At 64.0% G+C, this 16,894-nt stretch carries 18 protein-coding genes; 5 read left to right on the forward strand and 13 right to left on the reverse strand.

What is annotated here, in order from left to right:
* Positions 1-11 precede the first annotated feature (11 nt).
* The 4 genes from rfbD to rfbB are packed head-to-tail and all read right to left on the reverse strand — an operon-like array spanning position 12 to position 3,418.
* Positions 12-920, reverse strand: a complete 909-nt coding sequence (gene rfbD, locus AWB76_RS24655; RefSeq protein WP_061162756.1) for a dTDP-4-dehydrorhamnose reductase — start codon at positions 918-920, stop codon at positions 12-14.
* Positions 917-1,468, reverse strand: coding sequence for a dTDP-4-dehydrorhamnose 3,5-epimerase (gene rfbC, locus AWB76_RS24660; RefSeq protein ID WP_061162757.1), 552 nt, complete (start codon positions 1,466-1,468; stop codon positions 917-919). Before rfbC ends, rfbD begins: the two co-directional genes overlap by 4 nt.
* Positions 1,453-2,346 carry a glucose-1-phosphate thymidylyltransferase RfbA gene (gene rfbA, locus AWB76_RS24665; RefSeq protein WP_061162758.1) on the reverse strand — a complete coding sequence of 298 codons (894 nt, stop codon included), beginning with the start codon at positions 2,344-2,346 and terminating at the stop codon, positions 1,453-1,455. The genes rfbC and rfbA overlap by 16 nt, the downstream gene beginning before the upstream one ends.
* 10 nt (positions 2,347-2,356) lie before the next feature.
* Positions 2,357-3,418, reverse strand: a complete 1,062-nt coding sequence (gene rfbB / locus AWB76_RS24670; RefSeq protein WP_061162759.1) for a dTDP-glucose 4,6-dehydratase — start codon at positions 3,416-3,418, stop codon at positions 2,357-2,359.
* A gap of 332 nt (positions 3,419-3,750) precedes the next feature.
* Between rfbB and AWB76_RS24675 the strand changes: the two genes are divergently transcribed.
* A complete protein-coding gene (locus AWB76_RS24675; protein WP_061162760.1) occupies positions 3,751-4,605 on the forward strand; it encodes a symmetrical bis(5'-nucleosyl)-tetraphosphatase in 855 nt (284 codons plus the stop codon).
* Here the strand turns inward: AWB76_RS24675 and AWB76_RS24680 are convergent.
* From AWB76_RS24680 to AWB76_RS24705, 6 genes are read right to left on the reverse strand one after another with little or no spacing between them, the layout of a single operon-like run.
* Positions 4,574-5,380, reverse strand: coding sequence for a lysophospholipid acyltransferase family protein (locus AWB76_RS24680; protein WP_061162840.1), 807 nt, complete (start codon positions 5,378-5,380; stop codon positions 4,574-4,576). The two genes, AWB76_RS24675 and AWB76_RS24680, sit on opposite strands and share 32 nt — an antisense overlap.
* Positions 5,380-6,657 (reverse strand): dihydroorotase, encoded by a 1,278-nt coding sequence (locus AWB76_RS24685; RefSeq protein ID WP_061162761.1) that lies wholly within the window; start codon positions 6,655-6,657, stop codon positions 5,380-5,382. Before AWB76_RS24685 ends, AWB76_RS24680 begins: the two co-directional genes overlap by 1 nt.
* A 10-nt stretch (positions 6,658-6,667) precedes the next feature.
* Positions 6,668-7,678 carry an aspartate carbamoyltransferase catalytic subunit gene (locus AWB76_RS24690; protein ID WP_061162762.1) on the reverse strand — a complete coding sequence of 337 codons (1,011 nt, stop codon included), beginning with the start codon at positions 7,676-7,678 and terminating at the stop codon, positions 6,668-6,670.
* 43 nt (positions 7,679-7,721) lie between these two features.
* Positions 7,722-8,237, reverse strand: a complete 516-nt coding sequence (pyrR, locus tag AWB76_RS24695) for a bifunctional pyr operon transcriptional regulator/uracil phosphoribosyltransferase PyrR (protein WP_061162763.1) — start codon at positions 8,235-8,237, stop codon at positions 7,722-7,724.
* The gene (gene ruvX / locus AWB76_RS24700) at positions 8,224-8,670 is read right to left on the reverse strand and encodes a Holliday junction resolvase RuvX (RefSeq protein WP_061162764.1); all 447 of its coding nucleotides are present in this window, start codon (positions 8,668-8,670) and stop codon (positions 8,224-8,226) included. Before ruvX ends, pyrR begins: the two co-directional genes overlap by 14 nt.
* Positions 8,667-9,245, reverse strand: coding sequence for a YqgE/AlgH family protein (locus AWB76_RS24705; protein WP_008342667.1), 579 nt, complete (start codon positions 9,243-9,245; stop codon positions 8,667-8,669). Before AWB76_RS24705 ends, ruvX begins: the two co-directional genes overlap by 4 nt.
* A 30-nt stretch (positions 9,246-9,275) precedes the next feature.
* Here AWB76_RS24705 and AWB76_RS24710 point away from each other — a divergent pair, with 30 nt between their 5' ends.
* Positions 9,276-10,787 (forward strand): cryptochrome/photolyase family protein, encoded by a 1,512-nt coding sequence (locus tag AWB76_RS24710; protein ID WP_061162765.1) that lies wholly within the window; start codon positions 9,276-9,278, stop codon positions 10,785-10,787.
* Here AWB76_RS24710 and AWB76_RS24715 read toward each other — a convergent pair.
* Together AWB76_RS24715 and AWB76_RS24720 are read right to left on the reverse strand one after the other, a co-directional pair.
* Complete coding sequence (locus AWB76_RS24715; RefSeq protein ID WP_061162766.1) at positions 10,784-12,178, reverse strand: FimL-related protein; 1,395 nt, start codon at positions 12,176-12,178, stop codon at positions 10,784-10,786. The genes AWB76_RS24710 and AWB76_RS24715 overlap by 4 nt on opposite strands.
* A gap of 352 nt (positions 12,179-12,530) precedes the next feature.
* Entirely contained in the window at positions 12,531-12,701 is a 171-nt protein-coding gene (locus tag AWB76_RS24720) for a rubredoxin (protein WP_025527884.1), read from the reverse strand.
* 310 nt (positions 12,702-13,011) lie between these two features.
* On the opposite strand from AWB76_RS24720, the gene thiD reads away from it, so the two are divergent.
* The 3 genes from thiD to AWB76_RS24735 are packed head-to-tail and all read left to right on the forward strand — an operon-like array spanning position 13,012 to position 15,137.
* A complete protein-coding gene (thiD, locus tag AWB76_RS24725; RefSeq protein ID WP_061162767.1) occupies positions 13,012-13,887 on the forward strand; it encodes a bifunctional hydroxymethylpyrimidine kinase/phosphomethylpyrimidine kinase in 876 nt (291 codons plus the stop codon).
* A 30-nt stretch (positions 13,888-13,917) separates the two neighbouring features.
* Complete coding sequence (locus AWB76_RS24730; RefSeq protein WP_061162768.1) at positions 13,918-14,697, forward strand: DUF72 domain-containing protein; 780 nt, start codon at positions 13,918-13,920, stop codon at positions 14,695-14,697.
* 26 nt (positions 14,698-14,723) lie between these two features.
* Complete coding sequence (locus AWB76_RS24735; protein ID WP_061162769.1) at positions 14,724-15,137, forward strand: hypothetical protein; 414 nt, start codon at positions 14,724-14,726, stop codon at positions 15,135-15,137.
* Between the two features lie 109 nt (positions 15,138-15,246).
* On the opposite strand, the gene groL is transcribed toward AWB76_RS24735, so the two are convergent.
* Positions 15,247-16,887, reverse strand: coding sequence for a chaperonin GroEL (gene groL / locus AWB76_RS24740; RefSeq protein ID WP_061162770.1), 1,641 nt, complete (start codon positions 16,885-16,887; stop codon positions 15,247-15,249).
* Positions 16,888-16,894: the final 7 nt, after the last annotated feature.

Genomic DNA, 16,894 nt, shown 5'->3' on the forward strand with positions numbered 1-16,894 from the left:
TGTTCCAGTATTCAATCCAGCGCGCTCCCGCCCCCAGGCAAATCGTCCATCACGAGCGCAAGCGCCTCGCGCCAATCCATGCGGTGCAGCCGGAAACGCTCGTCGAACCGGGTATTGTCCAGCACCGAATAGCCCGGCCGCGCCGCCGGCGTCGGAAACTCGCGCGATTCGATCGCCTCGACGCTCGTCGTCTTGATCGGCAGACGGCCCGCTTCCCGCGCCGCAGAAATGATGGCGCTCGCGAAGCCGTGCCACGTGGTCTGGCCGCTGGCCGTCATATGGAACAGCCCCGATTCGAACTCGCCGTCGGCCCGCTCGCGCAGCGCCCGCGCGACGACTTGCGCGGTGAGATCGGCGATCATGCGCGCGGATGTCGGCACGCCGGTCTGATCCGCGACGACACGCAGCGTCTCCCGCTCACATCCGAGGCGCAACATCGTGCGCAGGAAGTTGCGACCGCGCACGCCGTAGACCCAGGTGGTGCGCAGCGTGAGCCAGTCGCCGCCGGCGGCTTGAATCGCCTGCTCGCCCGCGAGCTTGGTCCTGCCGTATGCGTTGAGCGGCGCGACTTCGCCGCTTTCGCGATACGGCTCGGCCGACTTGCCGTCGAACACGTAATCCGTGGAGTAATGCAGCAGCAGGGCGTTCTGCTTGCGCGCGGCCGATGCCAGTTCACCCACGGCCTCGGCATTGACGCGCTGCGCGAGCGCTTCTTCCTTCTCCGCATTGTCGACGGCGGTATAAGCCGCCGCGTTCACGATGACATGAGGCTGCACCGATGCGACGAGCGGCGCCAGCGTCTCGGGCCTCGACAGGTCCGCACCGTCGCGACCGAAAGCCACGACCTCGCCCAGCGGCGCCAGCGCGCGGCACAGTTCCCATCCCACCTGACCATTGCGGCCGGTTAGCAGAATCCTCACGCGAACACCTCGCAATCGGCAAGAAGGAGACCGGCGGCGTCCTTGGCCGCGATCTGCGGCGCACCCTCGACCGGCCAATTGATACCGACCGCCGGATCGTTCCACAACAGGCTGCGTTCGAACTCCGGGAACCAGTAATCGGTCGTCTTGTAGAGAAATTCCGCGCTATCGGACGTGACGTAGAACCCGTGCGCGAAGCCCGGCGGCACCCACAACTGCCGATGATTCTCCGCCGACAGGATCACGCCGACCCACTTGCCGAAGTTCGGCGAACTCTTGCGGATGTCCACGGCAACGTCGAACACTTCGCCTTCCACCACGCGCACGAGCTTGCCCTGCGCGTGCTGAATCTGATAGTGCAGCCCGCGCAGCACGCCTTTCGCGGAGCGCGAATGATTGTCCTGCACGAATTCCACGCCGCTCTCGACTTGCTCGGCAAACTCGCGAGCGTTGAAGCTTTCGTAAAAGAATCCGCGCGCATCACCGAACACCTTCGGCTCGATGATCTTGACTTCGGGCAGCGCCGTTGCAGTTACTTGGATGGCCATGCGACTTGGTCCTTCGGAAGATTGAGCAGATATTGACCGTAGGCGTTCTTGGAGAGCGGCTTCGCCAGCTCGAGCAGTTGCTCCTCGCCGATCCACTTCTTGCGATACGCGATTTCCTCGGGACACGCCACCACCAATCCCTGGCGCTTCTGCAATGTCGCGATGAACGTGGCCGCGTCGATCAGCGAATCGTGCGTGCCCGTGTCGAGCCACGCATAGCCGCGTCCCATGATTTCCACGTCAAGCTGCTTCTGAGCGAGATAGCGCGAGTTGACCTCGGTGATTTCGAGCTCGCCGCGCGCGGACGGCTTGATGTCCGCGGCGATGTCGCACACCTGGTTGTCGTAGAAATAGAGGCCCGTCACCGCGTAGTTCGAACGCGGCTTCGCGGGCTTCTCTTCGATCGACAGCGCGCGGAACTGCTGGTCGAATTCGACCACGCCGTAACGCTCCGGATCGTGCACGTGATACGCGAACACGGTTGCGCCGTCGGTGCGGGCATTGGCAGCGTCGAGTTGCTTCGCGAGATCGTGTCCGTAGAAGATGTTGTCGCCGAGAATCAGCGCCGACGGATCGTTCCCGACGAACTCCCGCCCGATGATGAACGCCTGCGCGAGCCCGTCCGGCGACGGCTGCACTGCGTACTGAATATTCATGCCCCACTGGCTGCCGTCGCCGAGCATCGACTCGAAGCGCGGCGTATCCTGCGGCGTCGAGATGACGAGCACGTCACGAATGCCCGCGATCATCAGCGTCGAGAGCGGGTAGTAGATCATCGGCTTGTCGTAGACAGGCAGCAGTTGCTTCGACACTGCATGCGTGATCGGGTAAAGCCGGGTGCCGGAACCGCCGGCCAGAATGATGCCTTTGCGCGCCATGCTCAACCCCTTACGCGCGCTGCGCGTAGTTCGTCTCGACCCATTTCCGATAGTCGCCGGAAGCCACTTCGTCGGCCCACGCCTGATTGTCCAGATACCACTGAACCGTCTTCGCGAGACCCGTCTCGAACGTCTCCGCCGGTTTCCAGCCGAGTTCGCGCTCGAGTTTGCGCGCATCGATGGCATAGCGGCGGTCGTGGCCCGGCCGGTCCTTTACGTAGGTAATCTGATCGCGATAGGAACCACTCGACTTCGGCTTCGCGCGGTCGAGCAGATCGCACAGCGTGTGCACGACCTCGAGGTTCTTCTTCTCGTTCCAGCCGCCGACGTTGTAGGTCTCGCCGGGCACGCCGCGCGCGAGCACTTCGCGGATCGCCGAACAGTGATCACCGACGTACAACCAGTCGCGCACATTCTGGCCATCGCCATAAACCGGCAGCGGCTTGCCGCCGAGCGCGTTGGCGATCATCAGCGGAATCAGCTTCTCAGGGAACTGGTACGGACCGTAATTGTTCGAGCAATTGGTCGTCAGCACCGGCAGGCCGTACGTGTGGTGGTAGGCGCGCACGAGGTGATCGGAGCCGGCCTTGGTCGCCGAATACGGGCTGTTCGGTGCGTAGGGCGTGGTCTCGGAGAATTGCGGATCGGTGGCGGACAGCGATCCGTACACTTCGTCCGTCGATACGTGCAGGAAGCGGAACGCCTGCTTCTCGTCTTCGGGCAGCTTGCCCCAGTACATCCGCGCGGCTTCGAGCAGCGTGAAGGTGCCGACCACGTTCGTCTGAACAAAGTCCGCCGGGCCGTGGATCGAGCGGTCGACGTGGCTCTCGGCCGCGAAATGCAGAATGGCGCGCGGCTTGTGCTGGTCGAGCAGCGCATCGATGGCTGCGCGATCGCAAATATCCGCACGCGCGAACACGTGGCGGGCGTCGTCCTTGAGCGACTTCAGTGTGCCCAGATTGCCCGCGTACGTGAGCTTGTCGACGTTCAGCACGGGTTCGTCCGAACCCTCGAGCCAATCCAGAACAAAATTGGCGCCGATGAAACCAGCGCCGCCCGTCACGAGAATCATACATGGCCCTCTAAATCGCCTTCAGTTGACTTATTAAGCCGAATGAAAGCTCGAATATGTAAAAAAATTGCGCCCGCCGCGGAATTTCATGACGAATCGGAATCCGTGACCGATTTCGTTCGACCCCGCCGAAGGCAAGTCAACCGTCAATTATAAAGCCAGGCCGTACGAAAACTACACGGATAACAACTTGATACAGCTGACGTTTTATGGATGCACGCAGTCCAACGCCGAACGGCGTGAGCGACATGAACGGACAGTATTCCGTTGCTATTCCATAATATTCGTTCATCCGAAATTTTCTTCTTCGACGCCTGAGAACAAGCCTTTCAATGACCGACGCCCTGCCCCCCAGCATCGACGCCACCCTCGCCCCGCTCGTCTTCGGCGATCTCCAGGGCTGCTGCGACCCCTTCCAGCGTCTGCTCAGGAAAGCCGCGCCCGGGCCCGGCACGCCGCTCTGGTTCGCGGGCGACCTCATCAACCGGGGCCCGAAATCGTTGGAGACGCTGCGCGAGATCATCGCGCTCGGCTCGCGCGCGACCGTCGTGCTCGGCAATCACGATCTGAATCTGCTGTCCGTCGCCGCCGGGCTGCGCAAGCCAAAAAAAGGCGACACGCTCGATGACATCCTCGCCGCGCCCGACGCCGCCGATCTCATCGAATGGGTGCGCCACAAGCCCGTCGCGCACTTCGAGAACGACGTGCTGATGGTCCACGCGGGCGTGCTGCCGCAATGGGACGCGACGATGACGATGGAGCTCGCCCACGAACTCGAATGCGCGTTGCGTGCCCCGAACTGGAAGGAAACACTGGCGTCGCTCTACGGCAACGAGCCGCATCGCTGGGACGATTCACTGAAAGGCGCGGAGCGTCTGCGCGTGATCTACAACGCGCTGTCGCGCATCCGTTTCTGCACGTCCGATGGCGCGATGGAATTCGCCAACAACGGCGGCCCCGATGCCGCGCCGCCCGGCTACATACCGTGGTTCGACGTGCCGGACCGCCGCACGCGTGACGTGACGATCGTCTTCGGCCACTGGGCCGCGCTCGGCCTCATGATCCGCGACAACGTGCTGTGTCTCGATTCGGGCTGCGTGTGGGGCAACAAGCTGTCGGCGGTGCGTATGACGGCCGATCCCGCGCAGCGCGTGATCACGCAGGTGAGTTGCGCGATGAAGAAGTGACGACCGGTTCGACGACCTGCGCGCCGCCCGCGAACGCCGGCGCACTGCGCATGCGCTGAAGGGCCGCATCGACGCACGCCTGGGCCTCGCTCGCGAGCAGCCGACGGTCCGCGCCCGGCGCGAGCGGATCGCACACGTACAGATGCGCGGTGAGCGGCGTCGCGCGCAACAGCGCACTGAGCGAATCGTTGAGCGACATATCGCCGATATACGCCGGCGCGATCGATTGCCTGCCGCGCGCATCCTCGTACATCAGGCAGATGGGCTGCACCGGGCACGACGACGACACCGCCGCCTGAAACATGTTCGCGTGAAACGGCAGGAGCGATTGGCCGTCAGTGGTCGTGCCTTCGGGAAATACGCACATCATTTCCCCGGCGAGCAGGCGGTTCGCGAGTTCGTGCATGATGCGCTTCGCGTCGCTGCGCTTCTCGCGCTGCACGAACACCGTGCCCAACTGATGCGCAAGCCAGCCGACCACCGGCCACTTGCGGATCTCGGCCTTCGACACGAACGGCGTCGGACGCCACGCGTTGATGACGTAGATGTCGATCCACGAGACGTGATTGCCGACGACGAGCACGCCGCTATGGAGCCGCGCGCCGTCGTTGTGCACGACGAGCTTCATGCCCGCAAGCCGCAGCATCTCGATCGACCACGCGCGGTTCAGCTCGGCGCGCTCGGCCGCCGACGCGCGCGGAAAGCGCGTCGCGACGACCCACATGCCGTACAACAGATGGACGAGGAGCCGCAGCTTGCGCAGCACGAGCATGATCAGCGGCTCTCGTAGGCGACGTGACCGCCAACGACCGTCGCACGCACGCGCGCCGGCAACTCGTAGCCGCGGAACGGCGTATTGCGGCCCTGGCTTTTCAGCTTCAGCGGATCGACACGCCAGTCGCTCGCCGCGTCGAACACGCACAGATCGGCGATCGCGCCCGTCGCGATGCGGCCGGCGGGCAGCCTGAGCACATCGGCGGGTGCGGACGTGATGCGCGAGAGCGCCTGCGCGAGCGGCACATTCGCCTCACGCGCCCATTTCACCGTCAGCGACAGCAGCAGTTCGAGACCGGTCGCGCCGGGCGTCGCTTCGGCGAAGGGCAAGAGCTTCTCGTCGTCGTCGAGCGGCGTGTGATCGGAGCAGATCGCGTCGATGGTGCCATCGGCGAGACCGGCGCGGATCGCATCGCGGTCACGCTGCGAGCGCAGCGGCGGATCGAGACGGAATTGCGAATCGAAATAGCCGATGTCGATATCCGTCAGATGCACGTGATTGATCGTCACGTCGCACGACACGGCAAGCCCTTCCGCCTTCGCCGCGCGCACGAGCGCGACGCCCGCCGCCGACGACAGATGCGACAGATGCACGCGCGCGCCCGTCACGCGCATCAGTTCGAAGATAGTATGCAGCGCGATGGTTTCCGCCGCCACCGGCACGCCCGACAGCCCGAGCCGCGACGCCAGCGCGCCGCTCGCCGCCACGCCGCCCTTCGACATGTACGCATCCTGCGGACGCAGCCACGCGGTGTAGCCGTAGGTGGTCGCGTATTGCAGCGCGCGCTGCAGCGTGCGCGTATCGACGATCGGGTTATCCGCCTGCGAAAAACCGACGCAACCCGCTTCGGTCAGCTCGACCATCTCCGTGATGGTCTCGCCCTTCAGCCCGACCGTCAGCGCGCCGAGCGGATACACATGCGCGAGATGCAGCTTCTGCGCGCGAAACTTGAGCATTTCGACGAGACCCGGTTCGTCGAGCGTCGGATCGGTGTCGGGCGGACACACGAGGCTCGTCACGCCGCCTGCCATCGCGGCGGCCATTTCGGATTCGAGCGTCGCCTTGTGCTCGAAGCCCGGTTCGCGCAGCCGCGCCGACAAATCGACGAAACCCGGCGCGATATAAAGCCCGGATGCGTCGATGACCTTGGCTGCGTTGAAATCGGCCGGCGCCTCGCCGATGCCGACGATCCGCCCCGCCGCAATGAACACGTCCTTGCGTTCTTCCGTGCCCGCCGCCGGGTCGATGATCGTGCCGTTCTGAATCTGGATCTTCATGTCGTCTGTGTCAGTCCGTGTTGCCGGCCACGATGCCCATCACCGCCATGCGCACGGCGATGCCGAAGGTCACCTGATTCAGGATCACCGATTGCGGGCCGTCGGCCACTTGCGAGTCGATTTCCACGCCGCGATTCATCGGGCCCGGATGCATGACGATCGCATCGGGCGCGGCGAGCGCGAGACGCTCGGGCGTCAGGCCCCAGCTCTTGAAATACTCCTGCGCCGAAGGCAGCAGCGCGCCGCTCATGCGCTCGTTCTGCAGGCGCAGCATGATGATGACGTCGACGCCCTTCAGGCCTTCGTCGAGATTGTGATAGACGTGCACGCCCATCTGTTCGAGATTGCCCGGCAGGAGCGTGCGAGGACCAATCGCGCGCACTTCGGGCACGCCGAGCGTGGTCAGCGCGTGAATGTCCGAGCGCGCGACGCGCGAATGCAGAATGTCGCCGACGATCGCCACGCGCAGCTTCGTGAAGTCGCGCTTGTAATGGCGGATCGTGTACATGTCGAGCAGGCCTTGCGTCGGATGCGCATGACGGCCATCGCCCGCATTGATCACGTGCACGTGCGGCGCGCAATGCTCGGCGATCAGATACGGCGCGCCGCTCGACGCATGACGCACGACGAACATGTCGGCGTGCATCGCGGAGAGATTGTTGATCGTGTCGAGCAGCGATTCGCCCTTGCTCGTCGACGACGCGTTGATGTTCAGATTCAGCACGTCGGCCGAAAGACGCTTCGCCGCGATTTCGAACGTGGTGCGTGTGCGCGTCGAGTTCTCGAAGAAGAGATTGAACACCGACTTGCCGCGCAGAAGCGGCACCTTCTTCACTTCGCGATCGGTCACGCTCACGAACTGCTCGGCGGTATCGAGAATGTGCGTGACGATGGAACGCGGCAATCCTTCGATGCTCAACAGGTGCTTCAGCTCGCCGTTCTTCGTGAGCTGCGGATTGCCCTTGAGAAAGCCGTAGCGAAAGGTGTCGGGCGCGGCGGCGCCTTCGGTGGCGGTATTCATGTTGATCCCGGATGTTTCTCTGAAAGATGCCGATACGAATGCGTCAGCCCGCGCGCGCTTCCGTCTTGAAATCGAACGCGCCGTCTTCGCGACGCGCGAGCACGAGGTTCTGATTCGCGGGCAGGTCCACCGTCGCGCCGGTGAAACGCGCGCCGATCGGCATTTCGCGCCCGCCGCGATCGGCGAGCACCGCGAGATCGATCGACGCCGGGCGGCCATAGTCGTACAGCTCGTTGATCGCCGCGCGCACGGTGCGGCCCGTCGACAGCACATCGTCGATCAGGACGATGCGGCGGCCGTTGACATCGAAAGGCAGCGAGGTCGGGCTCGCCTGGCTGTGCAGGCCTTTTTTCGCGTAGTCGTCGCGATGCAGCGCCACGTTCACCACGCCGAAGAGCGGCGCGTTCAAGTCCTTCGCGAGCCGCTCGGCGAGCCACACGCCGCCGCTGTAGATGCCCGCGAGCACGGCGCCATCAGGCGCGGCAAGCGATTGTCCGTACGCTGCGCGAATCTGGTCGACGAGCGCGCGATACAGCGCCTCGGCGTCAATGGAACTCATGATCGTCGGCAAGTCCGTCGAGATATTGTTGAAGGATGACGCGCGCGGCTTCGGCGTCGATTTCATCGTAGCGGCCGCGCGCGTTGGTGCGCGCGCCGCGCTCGCGCAGATCGGCTTTGGCGTCGACGGACGAGTAGCGCTCGTCCACCCATTGCACCGGCACGTTGAAACGGCCGTTCACCTGATTGCCGAAGCGCTTCGCGAGCGCGCTCATCTCGTGCGGCGTGCCGTCGGGATGCATCGGCATGCCGACGACGATGGCGTCGGGCTTCCACTCGTCGAGCAGCTTGCCCACTTCGACGAAGCGATAGTCGCGATTGCGGTTTTCCAGCGTGACGAGGGCACGCGCATTGCGGGTCAGCGTATTGCCGACGGCGACACCAATGCGTTTCTCGCCGTAATCGAATGCCAGCAGCGTGGCTTCGCGGCTCATGCGTGCCCTGCTTCGCCGGACAACATCGAGCGCGACACGCCGAGCAGCGAAAGCGCCGCTTCGAGGCGGTCTTCGGCGGGCACGTCGAAGATGATGCGCGGATCGGCTTCGACGGTGAGCCAGCCGTTCTTCGAGATTTCCTCTTCGAGCTGGCCCGCGCCCCAGCCTGCGTGACCGAGCGTGAGCAGGAAGCGTTCGGGGCCTTTCCCGCTCGCGACCGCTTCGAGCACGTCCTTCGACGTGGTCATGGCGAGGCCGCCGGGCACGCTCATCGACGAGCTATAGGGCTCGCCCTCGCCCGCTTCGTGCAGCACGAAGCCGCGCTCGGTCTGCACAGGGCCGCCGAAGTAGACAGGCAAATGAACGAGCGGCTCGATCTCGAGCTTGAGATCGATGCGATTGAAGAGCGATTGAAGGTCGATATCGGTCGGTCTGTTGATGACGAGACCGAGCGCGCCCTTCTCAGTGTGATCGCAAAGGTAGACCACCGTTCCTGAAAACGTCGGATCTGCCATGTTGGGCATGGCGATCAGGAACTGATTCGTCAAATTGATGCGATCGGAAGTCTTGGACATAATTCAGAATTTTAACAAAGGCGCTGCGAGATGGCCGACTTTGATGTGGGTCTGGTCTGGTTTCGGCGGGATCTGCGCGCGGCAGACAATGCTGCACTCTATCACGCGCTTACAAGGTGCCGCCGCGTGCTGTGCGCCTTCGTTTTCGATCGCGATATTCTCGCGCCGCTCGCCAAAAAGGACCGGCGCGTGCCGTTCATTCATGCAAGCGTCGTCGAGCTGGATCGGACCTTGCGCGAGGCGGGCGGCGCGCTGATCGTGCGGCACGGGCATCCGGTTCACGACATTGCGTCGCTGGCCCGCGAATGCGGTGCGAACGCGGTGTTCACCAATCGCGATTACGAGCCGGACGCGAAGGCGCGCGACGACGCCGTCGGGCAGACACTCGCGAGTCAGGACATCGCGTTTTTCACGTTCAAGGACCAGGCCGTTTTCGATCATGACGATGTGATGACGGGCGCGGGCAAGCCCTACACCGTCTTCACGCCGTACAAGCGCAAATGGCTCGCGACGCTCACGCCGGATGCGCTGAAGCCTTACGCGTCCGAAGATCATCTGAGTGCGCTCGCGAAGCCGCCGTCGGGCGTGAAACATGCGGTTCCATCGCTTGCCGCGCTCGGATTTCCCGACGCGCATGCGCCCGCGTTTCCCGCCGGCACGAGCGGCGCATTCGAGCTTTTCGACGATTTCCGCGACCGCATGACCGACTACGGCCGCACGCGCGATTTCCCCGCGCTGAAGGGCCCGAGCTATCTCGGCGTGCATCTGCGGCACGGCACGGTGTCGATACGCGCGCTCGCTCGCGGCGCGCACGATGCGCAGCGTCACGGCGACAAGGGCGCCGAAACGTGGCTCGGCGAGTTGATCTGGCGGGAGTTCTACTTCTCCGTGCTGCACCATTTTCCGCACGTCGGCGTGACGGGAGATCATCGGGCGTTCAAGCCGGAATACGACCGCATCCGCTGGGAAACGGGCGATGCCGCCGACGCGAATTTCGCCGCGTGGCGCGCGGGTCAGACTGGCTACCCGCTCGTCGATGCGGCGATGCGGCAGATCAATGCGTCGGGGTATATGCACAACCGCTTGCGGATGGTCGTCGCGAGTTTTCTGACGAAGGATCTGGGCATCGACTGGCGGCGCGGCGAAGCGTATTTCGAGGCGCTTCTCAACGACTTCGAGCTTTCGAACAACAACGGCGGCTGGCAATGGGCGTCGTCGAGCGGTTGCGACGCGCAACCGTACTTCCGCATTTTCAATCCGGTCACGCAGTCGCAGAAATTCGATTCAGCCGGCAAGTTCATCCGCCATTACGTGCCGGAAATCGCCGGTCTGTCCGATCGCGATATCCACGCGCCGTGGCTCGCGAAACCGGATGCGCTGAAGGCCGCAAAAGTTTCGCTCGGCGTCGACTATCCGCAACCGGTCGTCGATCACGAAGCCGCGAGAAAACGCACGCTCGTGCGTTATGACGTCGTGCGCGGTGCAGGCGCGAAAAAGCGCCCGCCGGATGACAAGGACAACTCCGACGACTCCGACGATTAACGCGCGAACGGCGCAGGCTTCTCGATCATCGCGGTCAGCGCGACGATCGAGCCGCGGCCCTCGGAAGGCGCAATGCCGGCCGCTGCTTGATGCAACATCGAGCGCAGCATTTGCGCGGCGCGCTCGGGCACGGTGGCATCCAGCCCGCGCGTGGCGCCTTCGGCGCCGTCAGCCTGTGACTCACCGTGATGCGCGACGCGCCGCCACGCGAGACCGAGCGTATCCGCGAGCAGCGCGACATGCCCGAGGCCCAGCGCGCACGCCGCCGCGCCCAGCCGATGCGACGCGTCCGCCGCCGAAAGCGCCGCGGCTTCGTCGACCATGCCGGTTTCGTTCGCCTGCGTGCCGCGTTCGACGAGCGCGTCGATCGCCGTTTCCGCGCTCTGCAGAAAGTCCTCGTAAGCGGCCGCGTTCACGCGCAGTACGCCGAGGTCGCGCGTCGCGGCATCGCGCGATGCTTCCTCGCTGGCCTGCGCGGCGCTCGCCTCCCACGCCGCTTCCGATTCAGGCGACCCCGCGACGTGCCACGCAACCGTCAGGCCGTAGTCGCGCAGCACATCGACGTGACTGGTGTCTTCCGGCATCGCGCCATAAAGGGCGAAATCGCGCCACAGGAGCGCGAGCGTCGCGCGCACGAGCGAGCGCGGCGCGTACGTCAACGCATGCGCCTGATCCGCCAGCACGAGGTTGAAGCGCGCATAGAGGCGCTTCACATCGGCGATCTGATCGAACTCGCCGCCGTTGCGCTGCGCGCGCTCCCGCAGCGCACGAACCGTCGACGACGCAAGCCGCCAGAAATCGTACGGATCGGGGCCGCGCAGCTCGTCGAGACAGGCATCGAGGCGCGCGAAGGCATCGGCGGATTCTTCGACCGGACCGCGCAGCAGTTTCAGCAGCGTTTCTTCGTAACGTGCCCGCGTACGCGCGAGCCGATCGGGTGCGACGCCACGCAGCGTCGCGGGCGCGATCGCGCGGCCTACGAGCGCGAGGTCGTCGTAGGACACCGGCGCGACGCGCGTGTGCGACGCGAGCAGCATATGCAGCCCGCGATAGTGATCGAAAAGCGCCGTGGAGCACGAGAGTTCGCGCAAATTGTGCCGTTCGACGGCCGCGCGAAATACCGCGATGGTGTCCGCGATGCGCGCGTGGCTGCCCTCCGATTCCTCGCCAAGCGGCGCGACGAGCGCCAGGGCTTCGGCGAAACGCTGCGCGGGCAGCCAGCCCGCCGAATGCAGCGCGGCGATGGCGCGCTTCAGCGCGGCCCCGGTTTCGCCCTGCCGCTGGAAGGCGTGCAGTGCGTCGGTCAGCCCCATTTCGGCGAGTCGCACCGATCCGCCGCGCGGATTGGGCAGGGCTTCGGACAGAACGGGCAGATCGGGACGAGATGTCATAACAAGCGCTCACAAGCCGGTTCGCGCGCGCGGCGATCGAATGCCACCTTCGCACGCGGTTGAAATGCGTCATCGGTAGGCGCAGACGAGCTTCGTTGCGCCCGCTTCAAGCGTATGCCTTAACCAGCCAGCGCGGTGATCGAACACGTCGAGGCCTATTTGCATCCTTTGTACCCGACATCGCGCGACGCCGGGACCGCCGCAACGAATTCGTCTTGCGCTGCAAAATCCGAAAAATCTGATGAGCCGCCGAGGGCAGCTCAGGCGCGGAACGCGTCGTCATCGCCGAACGCGGCCCGCAAAAAACGCGCGCCGCATGACGCGAGTCATGCGGCGCGGCAGAACGGCAAGATCAGATCTGAACCATCTCGAAATCTTCCTTGCGGGCTCCGCATTCGGGACAGGTCCAGTTGATCGGAACGTCCTCCCAGCGCGTGCCCGGCGCGATGCCCTCTTCAGGCAATCCCGCCTCTTCGTCGTAGATCCAGCCGCAGATCAGGCACATCCAGCTTCTATATTCCATACTTATGCCGAGTCGATTGGTCGGTTGAAATTAGGACATGATGGTACCGTGTTGCCGTGTCGATGCCTAGCAAGCGGCCGTCCGGGTTGCGCGCATCGTGACATCGGTCGAAACGGCCGTCACGCCGGCGCACGGAGCCCAAGGCTAGCGCGCCGGAAAAAAGTGCGCAAAGAAACCTTCCGGGCAGCATTAGGCCGCATAATCAGACATGAACGAGCGGACATTCGCTCACGCGCCCGAGGCGCGGACCAGTTCGCTTAGAGCCGATCGTCCATCCAAGCAATCCAATACCATAATGTCCGCTTTTGCCATGACCGGCGATTCCCCACCGATCGTACTCACCTTCGGCCTCTCCGATCCCACCGGCGGCTCGGGCCTGCAGGCCGACCTGCTGACGCTCGCCAGCATGGGCTGCCACGGCGCGACCGTGCTGACCGGCTACGCGGTGCGCGACTCGGCAACGTGCGATGAAGTGACCGGCCTCGATCCGGACACCGTCGCGACCCAGGCGCGCATGTTGCTGGAAGACATGCCGATTGCCGCGTTCAAGATCGGCGCGGCAACGCGCGCGGAGCTCGTGTCCGCCATCGCCGAAGTCGTTTCCGACTACGACGATGTGCCCCTGATCCTCGCGCCCGATTTCACGCTCGACGACGAACACGTCCTGTCCGCCGACGAACTGCGCGAATCGCTCGCCGATCTGCTCGTGCCGCAGACCACCATGCTGATTGCCGATCACGCTACGTTACTGCAACTCGCGCAGCCGGACAGCGACGCCGAATCGCCGACGCTCGATTCCGCGATTTCCCACATTCTGGCGCAGGGTTGCGAGTACGTGCTCGCGATGGAAACGGGCACGCATCGTCACGTGAACACGCTATACAGCGAGGAAGGTCTCGTGCGGCAGGACACGTGGGAGCGCAGCGTGCAGCGCATCATGGGCCTGACCGACACGCTCGGCTCGGCTGTCGCCGCTTTGCTCGCGAACGGCCAGGAGCCTGCCGAGGCCGCGCGCGAGGCGCAGGAGTATGTGTTCCAGGCCGCGCGCGCCGCGTTCCGGCCCGGCATGGGCGCGTATTTGCCGGATCGGTTTTTCTGGGCGCGCTCGAACGATGCCGATGAAGACAGCGAAGCCTCATCGCTGCCCGATGATCCGACCGGACTGCCCGGAGAAGCCCGGCACTGACGCACAACAAGAGGGAGGCGACGCGAGCGCATGCCATACCGACTGCCCCATCTGCACAAGCCCGGCCCGCAAGGCGCAATCCGCATCGGCTGCGCGGGCTGGGGTCTGTCGAGCGCCGTCTCCGCGAGCTTTCCGCATGAGGGCACGCATCTCGAACGCTACTCGCACGTGCTGACCTGCGTCGAGATCAACTCCAGCTTCTACAAGCCGCATCGCGAGCAAACCTACGCGAACTGGGCGCAAAGCGTGCCCGAGTCGTTTCGTTTCTCGGTCAAGCTGCCGAAGGCGATTACGCACGACGCGCGTCTCGTCGATACCGAATCCCTGCTCGACGAATTCCTGCAAGCCGCCGGCCAACTCGGCGACAAGCTCGGCTGCTGGCTCGTGCAATTGCCGCCGAGCCTGCCGTTCGATCACGATGTCGCCGAAGCATTCTTCAAGGCGCTGCGCGAACGCACGACAGTGCCGGTCGCGTGCGAGGCGCGCGAACATAGCTGGTTTTCGACGCATGCGGCGGCGCTTCTGAAGGCGCATCACATCGCGTACGTCGACGCCGACCCGATTCCCGACGAGTGCGAGATCAAGCATCGCGCGGACGCGTCGCTCGTCTATGTGCGGCTGCACGGCTCGCCCGAGCTATACAAGTCTTCCTACGACTACACCTATCTCGACGAACTGGCGCGCACGCTGCACAACCGCGCGAAAAAGACGCCTGAAGTCTGGTGCATCTTCGACAACACCGCCGAAGGCCACGCGCAGCCCAACGCGCTGCATCTGATGGAGCGGCTGCGGATTCATCACAAGGTCTGAACGTTCGACGCTACGGAGGATTTCCGATGCATAAGCCGGCAGGACGACTTGCCCGTTTGCTTGGCGCCACGCTGCTCGCCTCGCTGCTTGGTTTCGCTTCACCGAGTCAGGCTCAGAACGCCACGCCCGCGGGCGACGGCACGTTCCTGCTGACGATCTTTCTGAAGCACGACGAATCGAAGACGCTGCCGCAAATCAATCAGCAGTTGAAGGAGCAAGGCTACTTCAAGCAGTTTCCGCCGCCGGGCGTCGAAGTGGTGTCGTGGTACGTGATGATGGGCATCGGTCAAGTGGTGACGTTGCGTGTGCCCGCCGACCGCCTGCGCGAGGTGAACCGCGCGATCGAGAGCACGGCGTGGGGCGGGTATCGGACGGAGTTCTATCCGACTTACGACTACAAGGCCGCCGCGCAGAAGTTGCGCGAGGAGATGAACAAGTAGCGCCCGGCGAAGCGCGGACGAAAAAAAACCCGCATCGCTGCGGGTTTTCTTTCTGGCATGACGCGCGCCTCTTTCGAAGCCCGCGCCGATGTAACCGGCTCGCGCCAGCTTACATGTCCATGCCCATGCCGCCCATGCCGCCGGGCATGCCGCCAGGCATCGGAGCATCGTCCTTCGGCAGTTCAGCGACGGCTGCGTCGGTCGTCAGCAGCAGGCCTGCCACCGATGCCGCGTTTTGCAGCGCCGTGCGCGTCACCTTCGTCGGGTCGACGACACCGGCTTCCACCAGGTCACCGTACTCGCCGGTTGCCGCGTTGTAGCCGTAGTTGCCCGAACCTTGAGCAACAGCTGCCACCACGACGGAAGCTTCTTCGCCGCCGTTCGTGACGATCTGGCGCAGCGGCTCTTCCATTGCACGCAGAACGATCTTGATACCAGCGTCTTGATCTGCGTTCACGCCCTTCAGGCCGTCGATTGCCTTGCGTGCGCGGATCAGCGCAACGCCGCCGCCTGCCACGATGCCTTCTTCCACAGCTGCGCGCGTTGCGTGCAGTGCGTCTTCGACACGTGCCTTCTTTTCCTTCATTTCGACTTCGGTCGCAGCGCCGACCTTGATCACTGCCACGCCGCCGGCCAGCTTGGCCACGCGCTCCTGCAGCTTTTCACGGTCGTAGTCCGACGTCGCTTCTTCGATCTGCTTGCGCACTTGCTTCACGCGAGCTTCGATGTTCACGGCTTCGCCCGCGCCGTCGATGATCGTCGTGTTTTCCTTGCCCACTTCGATGCGCTTCGCCTGGCCCAGTTCAGCCAGCGTTGCCTTCTCGAGCGTCAGGCCGGTTTCTTCCGCAACCACTTGACCGCCGGTCAGGATCGCGATGTCTTCCAGCATGGCCTTGCGACGGTCGCCGAAGCCCGGAGCCTTGACAGCAACCGTCTTCAGGATGCCGCGGATGTTGTTGACGACCAGCGTAGCCAGCGCTTCGCCTTCGACGTCTTCAGCGATGATCAGCAGCGGACGGCCAGCCTTCGCGACTTGTTCCAGAACTGGGAGAAGGTCACGGATGTTCGAAACCTTCTTGTCGTGCAGCAGCACGAACGGGTTTTCGAGCACGGCGACTTGCTTGTCCGGATTGTTGATGAAGTACGGCGACAGGTAGCCGCGGTCGAATTGCATACCTTCGACGACGTCCAGCTCGTCTTCCAGCGACTTGCCGTCTTCGACGGTGATGACGCCTTCCTTGCCGACCTTGTCCATCGCTTCAGCGATACGATCGCCGATCGACGTGTCGCTGTTCGCCGAGATCGAGCCGACTTGCGCGATTTCCTTGTTCGTCGTGCAGGGCTTGCTGATCTTGCGCAGTTCTTCGATTGCTGCAGCAACGGCCTTGTCGATGCCGCGCTTCAGGTCCATCGGGTTCATGCCCGATGCGACGTACTTCATGCCTTCGCGAACGATGGATTGCGCGAGCACGGTAGCGGTCGTGGTGCCGTCACCTGCGTTGTCGCTGGTCTTGGAAGCGACTTCCTTGACCATTTGCGCGCCCATGTTCTGGAGCTTGTCCTTCAGTTCGATTTCCTTCGCGACCGAGACACCGTCCTTGGTGACGGTCGGGCCGCCGAAAGAGCGCTCGAGCACGACGTTGCGGCCCTTCGGACCCAGCGTGACCTTGACCGCGTTGGCCAGGATGTTCACGCCTTCGACCATCTTGGCGCGTGCGGAATCGCCAAAAGTGACTTCTTTAGCTGCCATATCCAAA

It is taken from the genome of Caballeronia temeraria, from assembly GCF_001544795.2.
Classification (GTDB): domain Bacteria; phylum Pseudomonadota; class Gammaproteobacteria; order Burkholderiales; family Burkholderiaceae; genus Caballeronia; species Caballeronia temeraria.